Here is a 20,662-nt window from a genome sequence, read left to right as displayed (position 1 = left end):
CTAAACATGGCCTTATTACAAATTAGTGAACCTGGTTTGAGTGCTGCGCCGCATCAGCGTCGTCTGGCGGCCGGTATCGACCTGGGCACAACCAACTCGCTGGTGGCGACAGTACGCAGTGGTCAGGCCGAAACGTTAGCCGACCATGAAGGCCGTCACCTGTTGCCGTCTGTTGTTCATTATCAACAGCAAGGACATTCAGTGGGGTATGACGCGCGTACTAACGCAGCGCTAGACACCGCCAATACCATTAGTTCTGTTAAACGCCTGATGGGGCGCTCGCTGGCTGATATCCAGCAACGCTATCCGCATTTGCCTTATCAATTCCAGGCCAGCGAAAACGGTCTGCCGATGATTGAAACGGCGGCGGGGCTGCTGAATCCGGTGCGCGTTTCCGCGGACATCCTCAAAGCACTGGCGGCGCGGGCGACTGAAGCCCTGGCAGGCGAGCTGGATGGTGTGGTTATCACCGTTCCGGCGTACTTTGATGATGCCCAGCGTCAGGGCACCAAAGACGCGGCGCGTCTGGCGGGGCTGCATGTTCTGCGCTTGCTTAATGAACCGACCGCTGCGGCTATCGCCTACGGGCTGGATTCCGGTCAGGAAGGCGTAATCGCTGTTTATGACCTTGGCGGCGGTACTTTTGATATTTCCATTCTGCGCTTAAGTCGCGGCGTGTTCGAAGTGCTGGCGACCGGCGGTGATTCCGCGCTCGGCGGCGATGACTTTGACCATCTGTTAGCAGATTACATTCGCGAACAGGCAGGTATTCCTGATCGTAGCGATAACCGCGTTCAGCGTGAATTGCTGGATGCCGCCATTGCGGCCAAAATCGCGCTGAGCGATGCGGACTCTGTGACCGTGAATGTTGCGGGCTGGCAGGGTGAAATCAGCCGCGAACAATTCAACGAACTGATCGCGCCACTGGTAAAACGGACCTTACTGGCTTGTCGTCGCGCGCTGAAAGATGCGGGCGTAGAAGCCGATGAAGTTCTGGAAGTGGTGATGGTTGGTGGTTCTACTCGCGTGCCGCTGGTGCGTGAACGGGTGGGTGAATTTTTCGGTCGTCCGCCGCTGACCTCCATCGACCCGGATAAAGTCGTCGCTATTGGTGCGGCGATTCAGGCGGATATTCTGGTGGGTAACAAGCCAGACAGTGAAATGCTGCTGCTTGATGTGATCCCGCTGTCGCTGGGTCTCGAAACCATGGGCGGTCTGGTAGAAAAAGTGATCCCGCGTAATACCACGATTCCGGTGGCCCGCGCCCAGGATTTCACCACCTTTAAAGATGGACAGACAGCGATGTCTATCCATGTTATGCAGGGTGAGCGTGAACTGGTGCAGGACTGCCGCTCGCTGGCGCGTTTTACACTGCGCGGTATTCCGCCGTTACCGGCTGGCGGTGCGCATATCCGCGTGACGTTCCAGGTCGATGCCGACGGTCTGCTGAGTGTAACCGCGATGGAGAAATCCACCGGCGTTGAGGCGTCTATCCAGGTCAAACCTTCTTATGGTCTGACTGACAACGAAATAGCCTCAATGATTAAAGATTCGATGAGCTATGCCGAGCAGGACGTAAAAGCACGTATGCTGGCTGAACAAAAAGTAGAAGCGGCGCGTGTGCTGGAAAGCCTGAACGGTGCGCTGGCTGCTGATGCCGCGCTGTTAAGCGCCGCAGAACGTCAGGTCATTGATGACGCTGCTGCTCACTTGAGTGAAGTAGCGCAGGGTGATGATGTTGACGCCATCGAACAAGCGATTAAAAACGTAGACAAACAAACCCAGGATTTCGCCGCTCGCCGCATGGACCAGTCGGTTCGTCGTGCGCTGAAAGGCCATTCCGTGGACGAGGTTTAATATGCCAAAGATTGTTATTTTGCCTCATCAGGATCTCTGCCCTGATGGCGCTGTTCTGGAAGCAAATAGCGGTGAAACCATTCTCGACGTTGCGCTGCGTAACGGTATCGAGATTGAACACGCCTGTGAAAAATCCTGTGCTTGCACCACCTGCCACTGCATCGTTCGTGAAGGTTTTGACTCGCTGCCGGAAAGCTCAGAGCAGGAAGACGATATGCTGGATAAAGCCTGGGGGCTGGAGCCGGAAAGCCGTTTAAGCTGTCAGGCGCGCGTCACCGATGAAGATTTAGTGGTCGAAATCCCGCGTTACACTATCAACCATGCGCGTGAGCATTAACAGAGGTTAGTATGGGACTTAAGTGGACCGATAGCCGCGAAATAGGCGAAGCACTGTACGATGCGTATCCCGATATTGATCCGAAAACGGTTAGATTCACCGATATGCATCAGTGGATTTGCGAGCTGGAAGATTTCGACGACGACCCGCAGGCATCGAACGAGAAAATCCTCGAAGCGATTTTGTTGGTCTGGCTTGACGAGGCCGAGTAAATGAACGGGCTGCCTGGGGGTAGCCCGTTTTGCTGTTAAACGAATAAGGATAACTAAAATGACAGAAGCGATGAAAATTACCCTTTCTACCCAACCTGCCGACGCGCGCTGGGGAGATAAAGCAACTTACAGCATTAATAATGATGGCATTACCCTGCATTTGAACGGGGCAGACGATCTGGGGCTTATCCAGCGTGCGGCGCGCAAGATTGACGGTCTGGGCATCAAGCATGTTCAGTTAAGCGGTGAAGGCTGGGATGCGGATCGCTGTTGGGCATTCTGGCAAGGTTACAAAGCCCCGAAAGGCACGCGTAAAGTCGAGTGGCCTGAGCTGGACGATGCCCAACGTCAGGAACTGGATAACCGCCTGATGATCATCGACTGGGTACGTGACACCATCAACGCACCGGCTGAAGAATTGGGGCCATCACAACTGGCACAGCGTGCTGTGGATCTGATCAGCAACGTCGCGGGCGATCGTGTGACTTATCGGATCACCAAAGGCGAAGATCTGCGTGAGCAAGGTTATATGGGGCTGCACACTGTCGGGCGCGGTTCAGAACGTTCTCCGGTATTGCTGGCGCTGGATTACAACCCAACTGGCGATAAAGAAGCGCCGGTGTATGCGTGTCTGGTAGGTAAAGGTATCACCTTTGATTCCGGCGGCTACAGCATCAAACAGACCGCGTTTATGGACTCGATGAAGTCGGACATGGGCGGTGCGGCAACGGTTACCGGGGCGCTGGCATTTGCCATTACGCGCGGATTGAACAAGCGCGTGAAGCTGTTCCTCTGCTGTGCGGATAACCTGATCAGTGGCAATGCGTTCAAACTGGGGGATATCATCACCTATCGCAACGGTAAAAAAGTTGAAGTGATGAACACCGATGCGGAAGGGCGTCTGGTTCTGGCAGATGGCCTGATTGACGCCAGTGCGCAGAAACCAGAGCTGATTATTGATGCGGCGACCCTCACCGGGGCGGCGAAAACTGCGCTGGGTAATGATTATCACGCGCTGTTCAGCTTTGACGATGCGCTGGCTGGACGCTTGCTGGCGAGTGCCGCCCAGGAGAACGAACCGTTCTGGCGTCTGCCGTTGGCGGAGTTTCACCGCAACCAGTTGCCGTCTAACTTTGCCGAACTGAACAATACAGGTAGTGCTGCTTATCCGGCAGGCGCGAGCACAGCCGCGGGATTCCTGTCGCACTTTGTTGAGAATTATCAACAAGGCTGGCTGCATATCGACTGCTCGGCAACGTATCGCAAAGCGCCGGTTGAACAGTGGTCTGCGGGGGCGACCGGGTTGGGTGTGCGCACGATTGCTAATCTGTTAACGGCGTAAACTCATATGCCGGATGCGGCGTAAACGCCTTATCCGGCCTACAAATTCTGCAAATTCAATAGATTGCGATTCCCTTGTAGGCCTGATAAGCGTAGCGCATCAGGCACTTTCGTCCCGAACGTTGAATGAATTGTGGTTCTTATGTCCGAAATTAAAAACGAACTTGAAGACCTGCTGGAAAAAGCAGCAACCGAACCGGCGCACCGTCCGGCCTTTTTCCGTACTCTACTGGAATCCACCGTCTGGGTGCCAGGTACGGCGGCGCAGGGCGAGGCTGTGGTTGAGGACAGCGCGCTCGATTTACAGCACTGGGAAAAAGAAGATGGCACCAGCGTCATTCCTTTTTTCACCTCGTTAGAAGCACTTCAACAGGCGGTTGAAGATGAACAGGCATTTGTCGTCATGCCTGTTCGCACACTGTTTGAGATGACCCTTGGTGAAACGCTCTTCCTTAATGCCAAACTGCCAATCGGTAAAGAATTTATGCCGCGTGAAATCAGTTTGCTAATTGGTGAAGAGGGAAATCCGCTGAGCAGTCAGGAAGTACTGGAAGGCGGTGAGTCGCTGATATTATCGGAAGTCGCAGAGCCGCCAGCACAAATGATTGATTCACTCACCACCTTATTTAAAACCATTAAGCCGGTGAAGCGTGCTTTTATTTGCTCAATTAAAGAGAGCGAAGAGGCACAGCCTAATTTACTTATTGGCATTGAAGCCGATGGCGATATTGAAGAAATTATTCAGGCAGCGGGAAGTGTGGCGACTGATACATTACCTGGCGATGAACCCATCGATATTTGCCAGGTGAAAAAAGGGGAAAAAGGAATTAGCCACTTTATTACCGAACATATTGCGCCATTCTATGAACGTCGCTGGGGTGGCTTTTTGCGTGACTTTAAACAGAATCGGATAATTTAAATATGCCGCCCAAAGGGCGGCATTCGGGCTTACTTGTTGCAAAGGCTTATTTCACTGGTTCGACGGGTAAATCTGTCCGCGCGCCCCATTCACTCCATGCGCCGTCGTACAATTTCACATTTGGCACATCCAGCGTCGCGAGCGCCAGCAACACGACGGCTGCCGTTACCCCAGATCCGCAACTGACGATAATGGGTTTGTCATAGCTGACGCCGCGGCTAAAAAATATCGCATCCAGCTCATCGGTCGTTTTTAGTTCACCTTCACGCACCAGTTCCGTCCACGGAACATTCAGCGCGCCGGGAATATGTCCGCGACGTAAACCTGCGCGGGGTTCATCGATTTCCGCGTTAAAACGCGCCGCCGGGCGAGCATCGATAATTTGTGCTGTTTTTTCATGGCTTGCCAACAACACATCGGTCACTTTTACTACGGCTTCTGGGGTAAACGTGGCATTAAATTCCCCTTCTTGCAGTTCCACCGGGCCTTCTTCTAACAGCAAATCATCGCGCTGCCAACCTGCTAATCCCCCGCCCAGAATCGATACCCTCTCTACGCCAAAAGTACGCAGCATCCACCATGCGCGCGGAGCAGAAAATAAATTGCCTTCGTCATAGACAATCAGGTGTTTGTCCTGATTGACGCCCAGCTCACGCATTGCAACGGCGAATGTTTCCGGGCGAGGCAGCATGTGCGGGAGTGGGGAAGTTTGATCGGAAAGCGCTTCTATATCGAAAAAAACGGCGCCGGGAATGTGACCGTGCAGATATTCCTGGGCAACGTTACGATCTTCCTGCCCGGGTGGTGCCATGCGGGCATCAATAATCTGAATTTCCGGGTCATCAATATGTTCGGCGAGCCAGTCGGCTCCAACAAACCAGGTGGTGGACATAGGCATCTCCATTTTTGCCGGGGTTAAGCTAAATTGTCGGATGTTTGCCGAAAAGCGACAAGTAAAAGAGGTTAATTTGGCGGATTGAGCCACATTTATCGCCAAAATTCAGATTCTGTAGGTGTGATACTGAATTACATAAAGTGTATTCTCACGCATAATAATTATTCGACGTTGATAACGGGCCATTGTGGCAGGGATGATAAATGAAAAAGTTACGCGTAGCCGCCTGCATGTTAATACTGGCGCTGGTAGGGTGTGATAACAACGATAACGCGCCAACAGCGGTGAAAAAAGAGACGCCTGCTGGACAATCTTCTGAAGTGACGAAAGAGGCATCTTCGGAAAACGCGAGTTCTGCAAAACTCTCCGTGCCAGAACGACAAAAACTGGTACAACAGAGTGCGGGTAAAGCACTAACTTTGCTGGATCTTTCTGAAGTACAGCTGGATGGCGCAGCAACGCTAGTGCTGACTTTTTCCATTCCGCTTGACCCGGAGCAAGATTTCTCGCGTGTCGTCCATGTTGTCGATAAAAAAAGCGGCAAAGTGGATGGCGCCTGGGAACTGTCAGATAATCTTAAAGAACTGCGTTTACGCCACCTTGAGCCTAAACGTGATTTGATCGTTACTATTGGGCAAGAAATTAAGGCGCTCAATAACGCCACTTTCAGTAAAGATTACGAAAAAACGATCACTACGCGTGATATCCAGCCCAGCGTCGGTTTTGCCAGCCGTGGTTCATTGCTTCCCGGTAAAGTTGTGGAAGGATTGCCGGTAATGGCACTCAACGTTAACAATGTCGATGTTAATTTCTTCCGTGTGAAGCCTGAATCTCTTCCAGCTTTCATTAGCCAGTGGGAATACCGCAATTCTCTGGCGAACTGGCAATCAGACAAACTGCTGCAGATGGCGGACCTGGTCTATACCGGACGTTTTGATCTCAATCCTGCGCGTAACACCCGCGAAAAATTATTGCTGCCGCTGGGCGATATCAAACCACTTCAGCAAGCGGGAGTTTATCTGGCGGTAATGAATCAGGCTGGACATTATGAATATAGCAATCCGGCAACGTTGTTTACGTTGAGTGATATCGGCGTGTCGGCTCACCGTTACCGTAATCGTCTGGATATCTTTACCCAAAGCCTGGAAAACGGCGCGGCCCAGCAGGGAATTGAAGTCTCGTTATTGAATGAGAAAGGGCAAGCTCTGAGCCAGGCGACCAGTGATGCACAGGGCCATGTGCAACTGGAAAACGATAAAAATGCGGCGCTGTTGCTGGCGCGTAAAGATGGTCAGACAACGCTGCTCGATTTAAAACTCCCGGCGCTGGACTTAGCGGAGTTCAATATCGCGGGCGCGCCGGGCTACAGCAAACAGTTTTTTATGTTTGGTCCACGCGATCTTTATCGCCCTGGCGAAACAGTAATCCTCAACGGTTTACTGCGTGACGCAGATGGTAAGGCGTTGCCGGAGCAACCCATCAAGCTGGACGTCATCAAACCAGATGGACAGGTACTGCATAGTGTTGTCAGTCAGCCGGAAAATGGCCTCTACCACTTTACCTGGTCACTCGATAGCAATGCGGCAACCGGTATGTGGCATATTCGTGCCAACACGGGCGATAACCAGTATCGGATGTGGGATTTCCACGTCGAAGATTTTATGCCAGAGCGTATGGCGCTGAATCTGACGGGGGAGAAAACCCCACTAACGCCGAAAGATGCAGTGAAATTCTCTGTAGTGGGTTATTACCTCTATGGTGCGCCTGCGAACGGCAACACATTACAAGGGCAGCTTTTCCTGCGCCCACTGCGTGAAGCTGTGGCAGCCTTACCCGGTTTTGAATTTGGTGATATTGCTGCCGAAAACCTTTCCCGAACGCTTGATGAAGTCCAGTTAACTCTGGATGACAAAGGACGCGGCGAAGTTTCCACGGACAGTCAGTGGCAAGAAACACACTCCCCATTACAGGTTATTTTCCAGGGCAGTTTGCTGGAATCTGGCGGTCGCCCGGTGACGCGTCGCGTTGAACAGGCGATCTGGCCTGCCGATACGTTGCCGGGGATCCGTCCGCAGTTCGCCTCGAAATCGGTTTACGATTATCGTACTGACAGCACTGTAAAACAGCCTATTGTTGATGAAGGCAGTAACGCGGCTTTTGACATCGTTTATAGCGATGCGCAAGGCGTGAAAAAAGCCGTGTCGGGTTTGCAGGTGCGACTGATTCGCGAACGTCGTGATTACTACTGGAACTGGTCGGAAGAGGAAGGCTGGCAGTCACAGTTTGATCAAAAAGATCTGATCGAAAATGAACAAACGCTGGATCTACAGGCAGATGAAACCGGCAAGGTGAGTTTCCCGGTAGAGTGGGGCGCTTATCGTCTGGAAGTCAAAGCGCCGAATGAAGCAGTCAGCAGCGTGCGTTTTTGGGCCGGATATAGCTGGCAGGATAACAGCGACGGCAGCGGCGCGGTGCGCCCGGATCGTGTCACGTTGAAGCTGGACAAAGCCAGCTATCGTCCAGGCGATACCATGAAGTTGCACATTGCGGCGCCAACAGCGGGTAAAGGCTACGCGATGGTTGAGTCCAGCGAAGGCCCGCTATGGTGGCAAGAGATTGATGTTCCAGCACAAGGGCTGGATTTGACTATTCCGGTCGATAAAAACTGGAATCGGCACGATCTCTACTTAAGTACATTGGTCGTGCGTCCGGGCGATAAATCCCGCTCTGCCACGCCAAAACGCGCGATTGGCGTATTGCATCTGCCGCTTGGCGATGAAAACCGCCGTCTCGATCTGGCGCTGGAAACTCCAGCGAAAATGCGCCCAAATCAGCCGCTCACCGTGAAGATTAAAGCCAGCAATAAAAAGGGCGAGACGCCAAAACAGGTGAATGTGCTGGTGTCTGCGGTTGATAGCGGCGTATTGAATATTACTGATTATGTCACCCCAGATCCGTGGCAGGCGTTCTTCGGTCAGAAACGCTATGGTGCAGATATTTACGATATTTATGGTCAGGTCATTGAAGGTCAGGGACGCCTGGCGGCACTGCGCTTCGGTGGCGATGGCGATGAGCTCAAACGCGGGGGTAAACCGCCGGTAAATCATGTCAATATTGTTGCACAACAGGCACAGCCGGTAACGCTCAACGAACAGGGTGAAGGTACGGTTACGCTGCCGATTGGCGATTTTAACGGTGAACTGCGTGTCATGGCGCAGGCCTGGACATCAAATGACTTTGGCAGTAGTGAAAGCAAAGTCGTTGTTGCCGCACCAGTGATTGCTGAACTTAACACACCGCGCTTTATGGCCAGTGGCGATACCTCGCGTCTGACATTGGATATCACTAACCTGACTGATAAACCGCAAAAACTGAACGTTGCCCTGACCGCCAGCGGTTTGCTTGAACTGGTCAGCGATTCTCCCACGGCCGTTGAATTAGCGCCGGGAGTGCGTACCACGCTGTTTATCCCGGTGCGTGCATTGACCGGCTATGGTGATGGCGAAGTGCAGGCGACCATCAGTGGTCTGGATTTACCGGGTGAAACCGTTGCCGATCAACATAAACAGTGGAAAATTGGCGTCCGCCCGGCATTTCCGGCACAAACGGTCAATTACGGTATGGCATTGCAGCCTGGTGAAACATGGGTGATGCCGGTTGAGGAATTGCAAAACTTCTCTCCTGTTTCTTTAGAAGGGCAATTGTTGTTGAGCGGTAAACCACCGTTGAACATCGCACGTTATATCAAGGAGTTAAAAGCCTATCCGTACGGTTGTCTGGAACAAACCGCCAGCGGCCTGTTCCCGTCGCTTTATACCAATGCAGCCCAGTTGCAGGCGTTGGGGATAAAAGGTGACAGTGATGATAAACGTCGCGCCGCCGTTGATATTGGCATTTCTCGCTTACTGCAAATGCAACGTGATAATGGTGGCTTCGCGCTGTGGGATAAAAATGGCGACGAAGAGTACTGGCTGACCGCCTACGTGATGGATTTCCTGGTTCGTGCTGGTGAGCAGGGGTACAGCGTATCGGTTGACGCCATTAACCGGGGAAATGAACGTCTGCTGCGCTACTTACAAGATCCAGGCATGATGTCGATCCCATACGTAGATAATCTCAAAGCCAGCAAATTTGCTGCTCAGTCTTACGCTGCGCTGGTGCTGGCGCGTCAGCAAAAAGCACCGCTTGGCGCGCTGCGGGACATCTGGGAGCGCCGCGCTGATGCCACATCTGGTTTGCCGCTGTTGCAACTGGGTATCGCGCTGAAAACCATGGGCGATGCGACGCGCGGTGAAGAAGCGATTACGCTGGCGCTGAAAACACCGCGTAATGATGAGCGGAAATGGCTGGGCGATTACGGTAGCCCACTGCGCGATAACGCGTTGATGCTCTCCTTGCTGGAAGAAAATAAGTTGTTGCCTAATGAGCAGAACGTCTTGTTGAACACACTTTCACAGCAGGCGTTTGGTGAACGCTGGCTATCAACTCAGGAAAGTAACGCGCTGTTTCTGGCGGCCCGTACGATTCAGGATTTACCGGGTAAATGGCAGGCGCAAACGTCTTTCTCTGCTGAGCCGCTGACAGGCGAGAAAACGCAAAACAGCAATCTGAATAGCGACCAACTTGCCGCTTTGCAAGTGACCAACCGTGGCGACCAGATGTTATGGCTGCGTGTGGATGCCAGCGGTTATCCACAGTACGCACCGCCACCGGCGAATAATGTTCTGCAAATTGAACGTCATATTCTTGGTACTGACGGCAAGAGCAAATCTCTGGAATCACTGCGTAGCGGCGATCTGGTACTGGTCTGGTTACAGATAAAAGCCAGTAACAGCGTGCCGGATGCGCTGGTTGTTGATTTACTTCCTGCCGGTCTGGAGCTGGAAAATCAGAATCTGGCAAACGGCAGCGCCAGCCTGGAGCAAAGTGGTGGCGAAGTGCAGAACTTGCTGAACCAGATGCAGCAGGCGAGCATTAAACACATAGAGTTTCGTGATGATCGCTTTGTGGCAGCGGTTGCCGTTGATGAATATCAACCGGTAACGCTGGTGTATCTGGTGCGGGCAGTGACGCCGGGAACGTATCAGGTGCCGCAGCCGATGGTGGAATCGATGTATGTTCCTCAATGGCGGGCGACTGGCGTGGCTGAAGATCTGTTGATTGTCAGACCGTAAATGTCTCGTCTGTTGAGTAAGCGCGGCGGCTGGATTGCACTGGTCGCCGCGCCCGTTTTGCTTTTTCTTGCCGCATGGGGAGCAGATAAACTCTGGCCTCTGCCGCTACATGAAGTTAATCCCGCACGCGTGGTGGTGGCGCAGGATGGAACGCCGCTGTGGCGTTTTGCCGATGCTGAGGGTATCTGGCGCTATCCGGTGACCATCGAAGACGTTTCTCCGCGTTACCTTGATGCGCTCATCAATTACGAAGATCGCTGGTTCTGGAAACATCCGGGAGTAAACCCACTTTCAGTCGTGCGTGCTGCCTGGCAGGATCTCACTTCCGGGCGTGTTATTTCTGGTGGCAGTACGCTCACCATGCAGGTGGCGCGTTTGCTTGATCCTCATCCCAAAACTTTTGGCGGCAAAATTCGCCAGCTCTGGCGCGCGTTACAGCTGGAGTGGCACCTGTCTAAACGTGAAATTCTGACGCTGTATCTTAACCGTGCCCCGTTTGGCGGTACATTACAGGGGATTGGTGCGGCAAGCTGGGCTTATCTCGGTAAATCTCCTGCTAACTTAAGTTATTCTGAAGCGGCGATGTTGGCGGTATTACCGCAGGCGCCCAGCCGACTTCGCCCGGATCGCTGGCCGGAACGCGCTGAAGCTGCACGCAATAAAGTGCTGGAACGCATGGCGGCACAAGGCGTGTGGTCCCGCGAGCAGGTAAAAGAATCAAGTGAAGAACCCATCTGGCTGGCCCCCAGACAAATGCCGCAACTGGCGCCGCTTTTTTCGCGGATGATGCTCGGTAAAAGTAAAAGCGACAAAATTGTAACGACCCTGGATGCCGGACTCCAGCGGCGACTGGAAGAGTTGGCGCAAAACTGGAAAGGACGATTGCCACCGCGCAGTTCACTGGCGATGATCGTGGTTGATCATACCGATATGCGTGTTCGTGGTTGGGTGGGATCGGTCGATCTCAATGACGATTCACGTTTTGGTCATGTTGATATGGTTAATGCGATCCGATCGCCAGGATCGGTGCTTAAACCATTCGTCTATGGTCTGGCTCTGGATGAAGGATTGATCCACCCGGCATCGCTGTTGCAGGACGTTCCCCGGCGTACTGGTGATTATCGGCCAGGCAACTTTGACAGTGGTTTTCATGGGCCAATCAGCATGAGCGAGGCGCTGGTGCGCTCGCTGAACTTACCCGCCGTGCAGGTTCTGGAAGCCTACGGTCCAAAACGTTTTGCAGCAAAGTTACGTAACATCGGTTTGCCGTTGTATCTGCCGAATGGCGCCGCGCCGAACCTGTCGCTGATCCTCGGAGGGGCAGGCGCGAAGCTGGAGGACATGGTGGCGGCATATACAGCTTTTGCTCGCCACGGTAAAGCAGGTAAATTGCGTCTACAACCAGATGAGCCGTTGCTTGAACGCCCGTTGATGTCGCCGGGAGCGGCGTGGATTATTCGCCGGATTATGGCAGATGAAGCGCAACCCCTACCGGACGGCGCTTTGCCGCGAATCGCCCCGCTGGCATGGAAAACCGGCACCAGCTATGGCTATCGCGATGCATGGGCGATAGGTGTTAATGCTCGCTATGTGATTGGTATCTGGACCGGCAGGCCAGACGGTACGCCGGTTGTCGGTCAGTTTGGCTTTGCCAGCGCCGTACCGTTGTTGAATCAGGTTAATAACATTTTGCTATCGCGAAGTGCGAATCTGCCGGAAGATCCGCGTCCAGAGTCGGTTAGCCGTGGCGTAATCTGCTGGCCTGGCGGGCAATCATTGTCGGAAGGCGACAGTAACTGCCGCCGTCGCCTTGCGACCTGGTTGCTGGACGGTAGCCAGCCGCCAACATTATTATTGCCGGAGCAAGAAGGGATTAACGGTATTCGCTTTCCCATCTGGCTGGATGAAAAGGGCAAACGTGTCGCCGCCGATTGCCCTCAGGCACGGCAAGAAATGATTAATGTATGGCCGCTTCCGCTGGAACCGTGGTTGCCAGTCCAGGAACGCCGCGCCGCACGCCTGCCTGCGGCATCGACAACCTGCCCGCCGCATGGGCGTGACGCCTGGTTACCGTTGCAACTGACAGGCGTACGTGATGGCGCCATTATTAAGCGTTTACCTGGCGCTACTGAGGTGTCTTTACCGGTGCAAACCAGCGGTGGGGCGGGGGAACGTTGGTGGTTTCTGAATGGTGAGCCGTTAACCGAACGTGGATACAGCGTGACTTTGCGTTTGACAGAAAAAGGTGATTATCAATTACTGGTGATGGATGAGGTGGGCCAGGTGGCGACGGTGAGATTTGTCATGCAGTAATCTGTTTTAACGATGTTTGTTGCTTAAACTAGGTTTATTTTAAAAAAATGTTACCTTCGTCAATAGTCAACGACCGTGTTGCTCATTATAATCCGCGCCATCTCGTACGCAGGTACAGACAACAACAGAACACTTTACAGAGGTAAACATGGCTATTGAACGTACTTTTTCCATCATCAAACCGAACGCGGTAGCAAAAAACGTCATTGGTAATATCTTTTCGCGCTTTGAAGCTGCAGGGTTCAAAATTGTCGGCACCAAAATGCTGCACCTGACAGTTGAACAGGCTCGTGGCTTCTATGCTGAACACGATGGAAAACCGTTCTTTGATGGTCTGGTTGAGTTCATGACCTCTGGTCCGATTGTGGTTTCCGTGCTGGAAGGTGAAAACGCCGTTCAACGCCACCGCGATCTGTTGGGGGCAACTAACCCGGCAAATGCACTGGCAGGGACTTTACGTGCCGATTACGCTGACAGCCTGACTGAAAATGGTACTCACGGTTCTGATTCCGTAGAATCTGCCGCTCGCGAAATCGCTTACTTCTTCGGTGAAGGCGAAGTGTGTCCGCGCACCCGTTAATAATTTCGTAAATGCCGCGTGCAAACGTGGCATACGTGCGCCAGAATTTGTACAATGCAGCGCCCCCGGACGAGCAGCCGCTCACCGGGGCGTTTCTTTTTTCAACCCTCCAGGGGCCATAACGTGTAATAACGAGGCCGGAATAGCATATGTCTGAACAATTAGTCACACCTGAAAACGTCACCACGAAAGATGGAAAAATTAACCTGCTGGATCTCAACCGTCAGCAGATGCGGGAGTTTTTTAAAGATTTAGGTGAAAAACCCTTCCGCGCCGATCAGGTGATGAAGTGGATGTATCACTATTGCTGCGACAACTTTGATGAGATGACCGACATCAATAAAGTGTTGCGTGGCAAACTGAAAGAGGTCGCGGAGATTCGCGCACCGGAAGTGGTTGAAGAACAGCGTTCATCTGACGGTACTATTAAGTGGGCGATTGCTGTAGGCGATCAGCGCGTTGAAACGGTTTATATCCCGGAAGACGACCGTGCCACGCTCTGTGTCTCCTCGCAGGTGGGGTGTGCGCTGGAGTGTAAATTCTGTTCTACCGCTCAGCAGGGCTTTAACCGCAACCTGCGGGTGTCGGAAATTATCGGCCAGGTATGGCGAGCGGCGAAAATCGTCGGCGCAGCAAAAGTCACTGGTCAGCGCCCAATCACTAACGTAGTGATGATGGGGATGGGCGAGCCGCTGCTCAACCTCAACAATGTGGTTCCGGCGATGGAAATCATGCTCGATGATTTCGGTTTTGGTCTGTCGAAACGTCGCGTCACGCTTTCCACTTCCGGTGTGGTTCCGGCGCTGGATAAACTGGGCGATATGATTGATGTTGCGCTGGCAATCTCTCTGCATGCGCCGAATGATGAAATTCGTGACGAAATTGTACCGATCAACAAAAAGTACAATATCGAAACGTTCCTTGCTGCGGTACGCCGTTATCTGGAAAAATCCAACGCTAACCAGGGGCGCGTCACTATCGAGTATGTGATGCTCGATCACGTTAACGACGGTACAGAACATGCGCACCAATTAGCGGAACTGCTGAAAGATACGCCGTGTAAGATCAACCTGATCCCATGGAACCCGTTCCCGGGGGCGCCGTATGGCCGCAGCTCAAACAGCCGTATCGACCGTTTCTCAAAAGTGCTGATGAGCTACGGTTTTACTACCATTGTGCGTAAAACCCGTGGCGATGATATCGATGCTGCCTGTGGTCAGTTGGCGGGCGATGTTATCGACCGCACTAAACGTACTTTGCGTAAACGGATGCAGGGCGAAGCCATCGAGATTAAAACGGTCTGATAACGATTACGCCATGGTTGCTTTATGTACCGTGGCGTAATCTTTTATGAATGAAGTATTAAGTTGCAATTGTCTGGTCAATATTAACGGTGCGTTTTTGCTGACTTTAAGGCAGTATGTAACGATGCAACAATCAGTTAGCCTTAACGAATATGGCTTTTGTCACGAGCATACAGACAGTCTTATACTGTATGATAAAGGTTAACTTTACGGATGTTTCGCGGTGTGGGTGGGCAAGATGGCTCACCGGCATCCCAATTCTCATTTAAACGTACCTGCAGCGAATGAATACTGAAGCCACGCACGACCAAAATGAAGCACTTACCACCGGCGCTCGCTTGCGTAATGCCCGCGAACAACTTGGACTTAGCCTGCAAGCCGTTGCAGAGCGACTTTGCCTGAAAGTTTCCACGGTACGCGACATTGAAGAAGATAAGGCGCCTGCCGATCTTGCTTCAACATTCCTGCGCGGGTATATCCGCTCTTATGCGCGTTTGGTACATATCCCAGAAGAAGAACTGTTGCCGGGGCTGGAAAAGCAGGCTCCGTTGCGGGCCGCAAAAGTTGCTCCGATGCAGAGTTTCTCTCTCGGTAAGCGACGTAAAAAACGCGACGGCTGGCTGATGACCATCACCTGGTTGGTGTTGTTTGTGGCTATCGGCCTGAGCGGTGCCTGGTGGTGGCAGGATCATAAAGCCCAGCAGGAAGAGATCACCACCATGGCAGATCAATCCTCTGCGGAATTAAATAATAGCCAGAGTGTGCCGTTAGATACGTCGACTACCGCAGACCAGGCTACAGACACGCCGCCAGCGGCAGCGGATACGACCGCGGCTAACACGCAAACGCCAGCGACAACAACCCCTGCGCCAGTTGTAGATCCGCAGCAAAACGCGGTTGTTCCTCCTTCGCAAGCGAATGTTGATACGGCTGCCACTACCACACCTGCTGTTCCGGCCACGACAACGACGCCAGAGACCGCAGCGCCGTTGCCAACCGATCAGGCTGGCGTGACGACTCCGGCGGCTGACCCGAATGCGCTGGTGATGAACTTTACTGCCGATTGCTGGCTGGAAGTTACTGATGCTACCGGTAAAAAACTGTTCAGCGGAATGCAGCGTAAAGACGGTAATTTGAATTTAGTCGGTCAGGCGCCATACAAACTGAAAATTGGCGCGCCAGCCGCAGTGCAGATCCAGTATCAAGGGAAACCTGTCGATCTGAGTCGTTTTATCAGAACTAACCAGGTTGCGCGTCTGACCGTAAATGCCGAACCTTCATCGGCGCAGTAACAGACGGGTAACGCGGGAGATTTTTCATGCATAACCAGGCTCCAATTCAACGTAGAAAATCAACTCGCATTTACGTTGGGAATGTGCCGATTGGCGATGGCGCCCCCATCGCTGTACAGTCTATGACCAATACACGCACGACGGACGTCGAAGCGACGGTCAATCAAATTAAGGCGCTGGAACGTGTCGGCGCTGATATCGTGCGTGTGTCCGTACCGACGATGGACGCGGCAGAAGCGTTCAAACTTATCAAACAGCAGGTTAACGTACCGCTGGTGGCCGACATCCACTTTGACTATCGCATTGCGCTAAAAGTCGCAGAGTACGGTGTCGATTGTCTGCGTATTAACCCTGGCAACATCGGTAATGAAGAGCGTATTCGCATGGTGGTTGACTGCGCGCGCGATAAAAACATTCCGATTCGTATTGGTGTAAACGCGGGATCGCTGGAAAAAGATCTGCAAGAAAAGTATGGCGAACCGACACCGCAGGCGTTGCTGGAATCCGCCATGCGTCATGTTGATCATCTCGATCGTTTGAATTTCGACCAGTTCAAAGTCAGCGTGAAAGCGTCTGACGTCTTTCTGGCGGTAGAGTCTTATCGTCTGCTGGCAAAGCAGATCGATCAGCCGCTGCATCTTGGGATCACCGAAGCCGGCGGTGCGCGCAGTGGCGCGGTGAAATCTGCTATTGGTTTAGGTTTGCTGTTGTCCGAAGGTATTGGCGATACGTTGCGTGTTTCGCTGGCTGCCGATCCGGTCGAAGAGATAAAAGTCGGTTTCGACATTCTGAAGTCGCTACGTATCCGTTCCCGCGGAATCAACTTCATCGCCTGCCCAACTTGTTCTCGTCAGGAGTTTGACGTCATCGGCACGGTTAACGCACTCGAACAGCGCCTGGAAGATATTATCACTCCGATGGACGTTTCGATTATCGGCTGCGTGGTGAATGGCCCCGGCGAGGCGCTGGTTTCTACGCTCGGCGTAACTGGCGGCAACAAGAAAAGCGGCCTCTATGAAGATGGCGTACGCAAAGACCGTCTGGACAACAACGACATGATCGACCAACTGGAAGCGCGCATCCGTGCGAAAGCCAGCCAGTTGGATGAGGCGCGTCGCATTGACATTCAGCAGGTTGAAAAATAATAACGTGATGGGAAGCGCCTCGCTTCCCGTGTATGATTGAACCCGCATGGCTCCCGAAACAATAACGGAAGCGTTGAGGGTTCATTTTTATATTCAGAAAGAGAATAAACGTGGCAAAAAACATTCAAGCCATTCGCGGCATGAACGATTACCTGCCTGGCGAAACGGCCATCTGGCAGCGCATTGAAGGCACACTGAAAAACGTGCTCGGCAGCTACGGTTACAGTGAAATTCGCTTGCCGATTGTAGAGCAGACCCCGCTATTCAAACGTGCGATTGGTGAAGTCACCGACGTGGTTGAAAAAGAGATGTATACCTTTGAAGATCGCAATGGCGACAGCCTGACTTTGCGCCCTGAAGGGACGGCGGGCTGTGTACGCGCCGGCATCGAGCATGGTCTCCTGTACAATCAGGAACAGCATCTGTGGTATATCGGACCAATGTTCCGTCACGAACGTCCGCAAAAAGGGCGTTATCGTCAGTTCCATCAGTTGGGCTGCGAAGTTTTCGGTCTGCAAGGCCCGGATATTGATGCTGAACTGATTATGCTCACCGCTCGCTGGTGGCGTGCGCTGGGGATCTCTGAACACGTTACCCTCGAGCTGAACTCAATCGGTTCACTGGAAGCGCGTGCAAACTATCGTGATGCCTTAGTCGCGTTCCTCGAACAGCATAAAGAAAAGCTGGACGAAGACTGCAAACGTCGCATGTACACCAATCCGCTGCGTGTGCTGGATTCTAAAAATCCAGAAGTACAGGCGCTGCTCAACGATGCGCCGGCATTAGGCGACTATCTTGATGATGAGTCTCGCGAGCACTTTGCCGGGCTGTGCAAATTGTTAGAGAGCGCGGGTATTGCCTATACCGTTAACCAGCGTCTGGTGCGCGGGCTGGATTACTACAATCGTACCGTTTTCGAGTGGGTAACTAACAGCCTTGGCTCCCAGGGTACGGTATGCGCTGGCGGTCGCTATGACGGTCTGGTAGAGCAGCTCGGCGGTCGCGCAACGCCGGCAGTTGGCTTTGCAATGGGACTTGAGCGTCTTGTTTTGTTGGTTCAGGCAGTTAACCCGGAATTTAAAGCCGATCCTGTTGTCGATATATACCTGGTGGCATCTGGTGCCGATACGCAACCCGCGGCACTGGCATTAGCCGAGCGTCTGCGTGATGAATTACCTGGCGTAAAACTGATGACCAACCACGGCGGCGGCAACTTTAGGAAACAGTTTGCCCGTGCTGATAAATGGGGTGCCCGCGTTGCTGTGGTGCTGGGTGAGTCTGAAGTGGCTAACGGCACGGCAGTAGTGAAGGATTTGCGCTCTGGTGAGCAAACGGCAGTCGCGCAGGATAGCGTAGCCGCGCATTTGCGCACGTTACTGGCTTAATTCAGGAGAAGGACAGCGTGGAAATTTACGAGAACGAAAACGACCAGGTTGAAGCGGTGAAGCGCTTCTTTGCTGAAAATGGCAAAGCACTGGCTGTTGGGGTGATTTTAGGCGTTGGCGCACTGATTGGCTGGCGCTACTGGAACAGCCATCAGGTTGAGTCCGCACGCTCCGCTTCTCTTGCTTATCAAAATGCGGTTACCGCCGTTAGCGAAGGTAAACCGGATAGCATCCCGGCGGCGGAAAAATTCGCTGCGGAAAATAAAAATACCTACGGTGCGCTGGCTTCTTTGGAACTTGCGCAGCAATTTGTTGACAAAAATGAGCTAGAGAAAGCTGCCGCTCAGCTACAACAAGGGCTGGCGGACACGAGCGATGAAAATCTCAAAGCCGTGATAAATCTGCGTCTTGCCCGAGTTCAGGTGCAGCTCAAGCAGGCTGATGCCGCGCTGAAAACTCTCGATACCATTAAAGGTGAAGGGTGGGCTGCCATTGTTGCCGACTTGCGTGGTGAAGCATTGCTGAGCAAAGGTGATAAACAAGGCGCGCGTAGTGCATGGGAAGCAGGCGTAAAAAGCGATGTTACTCCGGCACTGAGCGAAATGATGCAGATGAAAATTAATAATTTGTCCATCTGAGAGGGACCCGATGCAATTGCGTAAATTACTGCTGCCAGGACTGCTTTCCGTTACCCTTTTAAGCGGCTGTTCGCTGTTTAACAGCGAAGAAGATGTGGTAAAGATGTCCCCATTGCCGACCGTTGAAAACCAGTTTACGCCGACGACCGTATGGAGTTCTTCCGTTGGTAGCGGTATTGGCAACTTTTACTCCAATCTTCATCCGGCGCAGGCGGACAACGTTGTCTATGCAGCGGACCGCGCTGGTTTAGTGAAAGCGATGAATGCGGATGACGGTAAAGAAATCTGGTCTGTCAACCTTGCGGAGAAAGACGGTTGGTTCTCAAAAGTGCCAGCACTGCTTTCCGGCGGTGTGACCGTGTCTGGCGGTCATGTTTACATTGGCAGCGAAAAGGCGCAGGTTTACGCGCTGAATACCAGCGATGGTACTGTGGCATGGCAAACTAAAGTGGCGGGCGAAGCGCTTTCTCGTCCGGTAGTTAGCGATGGACTGGTGTTAATTCACACCAGCAACGGTCAGTTGCAGGCGCTGAACGAAGCTGACGGCGCCATTAAATGGACGGTTAACCTTGATATGCCTTCGCTCTCGTTGCGTGGCGAATCTGCGCCAGCTACTGCCTTTGGCGCAGCCGTTGTCGGTGGTGACAATGGTCGTGTCAGTGCGGTGCTGATGCAACAGGGTCAGATGATTTGGCAACAACGTATCTCCCAGGCGACCGGTTCTACTGAAATTGATCGTCTGAGCGATGTTGACACGACACCTGTCGTCGTTAACGGCGTTGTTTTTGCCCTGGCCTATAATGGTAATCTGACGGCGCTCGATCTGCGCAGCGGTCAGATTATGTGGAAACGCGAGCTGGGTTCGGTGAATGATTTCATCGTTGATGGTAACCGTATCTATCTGGTCGATCAAAATGATCGAGTAATGGCATTGACTATTGATGGCGGCGTTACGCTGTGGACGCAGAGCGATCTGCTGCATCGTCTGCTGACTTCCCCGGTGTTGTATAATGGCAACCTGGTCGTGGGGGATAGCGAAGGTTATCTGCACTGGATTAACGTTGAAGATGGTCGTTTCGTTGCCCAACAAAAAGTTGATAGTTCCGGTTTCCAGACGGAACCGGTTGCCGCTGATGGCAAACTGCTAATCCAGGCAAAAGACGGGACTGTGTATTCCATTACACGTTAATCGTCTCTGTCGTTCACTTTGAAAACGGCTCCTGGACAGGGGCCGTTTTCCTGTTTTTAACAACGACGCAAAAATGGCGTT

The 20,662-nt window shown here is 52.7% G+C and carries 15 protein-coding genes; 14 read left to right on the top strand and 1 reads right to left on the bottom strand.

Annotated elements, in window-relative coordinates; all coding sequences use genetic code 11:
• Positions 1 to 6 precede the first annotated feature (6 nt).
• The 5 genes from hscA (at position 7) to sseB (ending at position 4,666) form a co-directional block, all read left to right on the top strand.
• Positions 7 to 1,857 carry a Fe-S protein assembly chaperone HscA gene (gene hscA / locus PS053_RS07870; protein WP_001196620.1) on the top strand — a complete coding sequence of 617 codons (1,851 nt, stop codon included), beginning with the start codon at positions 7 to 9 and terminating at the stop codon, positions 1,855 to 1,857.
• A 1-nt stretch (position 1,858) separates the two neighbouring features.
• Entirely contained in the window at positions 1,859 to 2,194 is a 336-nt protein-coding gene (gene fdx / locus PS053_RS07865) for an ISC system 2Fe-2S type ferredoxin (RefSeq protein WP_001124471.1), read from the top strand.
• A gap of 11 nt (positions 2,195 to 2,205) precedes the next feature.
• Entirely contained in the window at positions 2,206 to 2,406 is a 201-nt protein-coding gene (iscX, locus tag PS053_RS07860; protein WP_000523614.1) for a Fe-S cluster assembly protein IscX, read from the top strand.
• A gap of 58 nt (positions 2,407 to 2,464) precedes the next feature.
• On the top strand, positions 2,465 to 3,748 hold the full coding sequence (gene pepB / locus PS053_RS07855; RefSeq protein WP_059270934.1) for an aminopeptidase PepB: 1,284 nt from the start codon (positions 2,465 to 2,467) through the stop codon (positions 3,746 to 3,748).
• Positions 3,749 to 3,889: 141 nt separating this feature from the next.
• Entirely contained in the window at positions 3,890 to 4,666 is a 777-nt protein-coding gene (gene sseB, locus PS053_RS07850) for an enhanced serine sensitivity protein SseB (RefSeq protein WP_256879215.1), read from the top strand.
• Between the two features lie 46 nt (positions 4,667 to 4,712).
• On the opposite strand, the gene sseA is transcribed toward sseB, so the two are convergent.
• The gene (gene sseA, locus PS053_RS07845; RefSeq protein WP_000108595.1) at positions 4,713 to 5,558 is read right to left on the bottom strand and encodes a 3-mercaptopyruvate sulfurtransferase; all 846 of its coding nucleotides are present in this window, start codon (positions 5,556 to 5,558) and stop codon (positions 4,713 to 4,715) included.
• A gap of 206 nt (positions 5,559 to 5,764) precedes the next feature.
• Here sseA and yfhM point away from each other — a divergent pair, with 206 nt between their 5' ends.
• From yfhM to bamB, 9 genes are all read left to right on the top strand, one after another.
• Positions 5,765 to 10,735 carry an alpha2-macroglobulin gene (yfhM, locus tag PS053_RS07840; protein ID WP_256879216.1) on the top strand — a complete coding sequence of 1,657 codons (4,971 nt, stop codon included), beginning with the start codon at positions 5,765 to 5,767 and terminating at the stop codon, positions 10,733 to 10,735.
• Positions 10,736 to 13,048: a peptidoglycan glycosyltransferase PbpC gene (pbpC, locus tag PS053_RS07835; protein WP_059215594.1), complete on the top strand. Its 2,313-nt coding sequence runs from the start codon at positions 10,736 to 10,738 to the stop codon at positions 13,046 to 13,048.
• 148 nt (positions 13,049 to 13,196) lie between these two features.
• A complete protein-coding gene (gene ndk / locus PS053_RS07830) occupies positions 13,197 to 13,628 on the top strand; it encodes a nucleoside-diphosphate kinase (protein ID WP_000963839.1) in 432 nt (143 codons plus the stop codon).
• A gap of 149 nt (positions 13,629 to 13,777) precedes the next feature.
• On the top strand, positions 13,778 to 14,932 hold the full coding sequence (rlmN, locus tag PS053_RS07825; protein WP_000003320.1) for a dual-specificity RNA methyltransferase RlmN: 1,155 nt from the start codon (positions 13,778 to 13,780) through the stop codon (positions 14,930 to 14,932).
• Between the two features lie 284 nt (positions 14,933 to 15,216).
• A complete protein-coding gene (rodZ, locus tag PS053_RS07820; RefSeq protein WP_001090821.1) occupies positions 15,217 to 16,224 on the top strand; it encodes a cytoskeleton protein RodZ in 1,008 nt (335 codons plus the stop codon).
• A 26-nt stretch (positions 16,225 to 16,250) separates the two neighbouring features.
• The gene (ispG, locus tag PS053_RS07815) at positions 16,251 to 17,369 is read left to right on the top strand and encodes a flavodoxin-dependent (E)-4-hydroxy-3-methylbut-2-enyl-diphosphate synthase (protein ID WP_000551806.1); all 1,119 of its coding nucleotides are present in this window, start codon (positions 16,251 to 16,253) and stop codon (positions 17,367 to 17,369) included.
• 110 nt (positions 17,370 to 17,479) lie between these two features.
• Positions 17,480 to 18,754: a histidine--tRNA ligase gene (gene hisS, locus PS053_RS07810; RefSeq protein ID WP_273774858.1), complete on the top strand. Its 1,275-nt coding sequence runs from the start codon at positions 17,480 to 17,482 to the stop codon at positions 18,752 to 18,754.
• Between the two features lie 17 nt (positions 18,755 to 18,771).
• Positions 18,772 to 19,392 carry an ancillary SecYEG translocon subunit YfgM gene (gene yfgM / locus PS053_RS07805; RefSeq protein WP_025238582.1) on the top strand — a complete coding sequence of 207 codons (621 nt, stop codon included), beginning with the start codon at positions 18,772 to 18,774 and terminating at the stop codon, positions 19,390 to 19,392.
• Between the two features lie 10 nt (positions 19,393 to 19,402).
• Complete coding sequence (bamB, locus tag PS053_RS07800; RefSeq protein ID WP_204620004.1) at positions 19,403 to 20,581, top strand: outer membrane protein assembly factor BamB; 1,179 nt, start codon at positions 19,403 to 19,405, stop codon at positions 20,579 to 20,581.
• The last annotated feature ends 81 nt before the right edge of the window (positions 20,582 to 20,662 follow it).

It is taken from the genome of Escherichia albertii, assembly GCF_028622335.1.
GTDB lineage: Bacteria > Pseudomonadota > Gammaproteobacteria > Enterobacterales > Enterobacteriaceae > Escherichia > Escherichia albertii.
Note: the sequence above shows the minus strand (reverse complement) of the source record. Positions and strands in the feature narration are given on the sequence as shown.

Excerpts from the sequence above, each read along its gene's own strand:
- hscA (WP_001196620.1), top strand. The coding sequence starts at position 7 with ATGGCCTTATTACAAATTAGTGAACCTGGTTTGAGTGCTGCGCCGCAT.
- fdx (WP_001124471.1), top strand. The coding sequence starts at position 1,859 with ATGCCAAAGATTGTTATTTTGCCTCATCAGGATCTCTGCCCTGATGGC.
- iscX (WP_000523614.1), top strand. The coding sequence starts at position 2,206 with ATGGGACTTAAGTGGACCGATAGCCGCGAAATAGGCGAAGCACTGTAC.
- pepB (WP_059270934.1), top strand. The coding sequence starts at position 2,465 with ATGACAGAAGCGATGAAAATTACCCTTTCTACCCAACCTGCCGACGCG.
- sseB (WP_256879215.1), top strand. The coding sequence starts at position 3,890 with ATGTCCGAAATTAAAAACGAACTTGAAGACCTGCTGGAAAAAGCAGCA.
- sseA (WP_000108595.1), bottom strand. The coding sequence starts at position 5,558 with ATGTCCACCACCTGGTTTGTTGGAGCCGACTGGCTCGCCGAACATATT.
- yfhM (WP_256879216.1), top strand. The coding sequence starts at position 5,765 with ATGAAAAAGTTACGCGTAGCCGCCTGCATGTTAATACTGGCGCTGGTA.
- pbpC (WP_059215594.1), top strand. The coding sequence starts at position 10,736 with ATGTCTCGTCTGTTGAGTAAGCGCGGCGGCTGGATTGCACTGGTCGCC.
- ndk (WP_000963839.1), top strand. The coding sequence starts at position 13,197 with ATGGCTATTGAACGTACTTTTTCCATCATCAAACCGAACGCGGTAGCA.
- rlmN (WP_000003320.1), top strand. The coding sequence starts at position 13,778 with ATGTCTGAACAATTAGTCACACCTGAAAACGTCACCACGAAAGATGGA.
- rodZ (WP_001090821.1), top strand. The coding sequence starts at position 15,217 with ATGAATACTGAAGCCACGCACGACCAAAATGAAGCACTTACCACCGGC.
- ispG (WP_000551806.1), top strand. The coding sequence starts at position 16,251 with ATGCATAACCAGGCTCCAATTCAACGTAGAAAATCAACTCGCATTTAC.
- bamB (WP_204620004.1), top strand. The coding sequence starts at position 19,403 with ATGCAATTGCGTAAATTACTGCTGCCAGGACTGCTTTCCGTTACCCTT.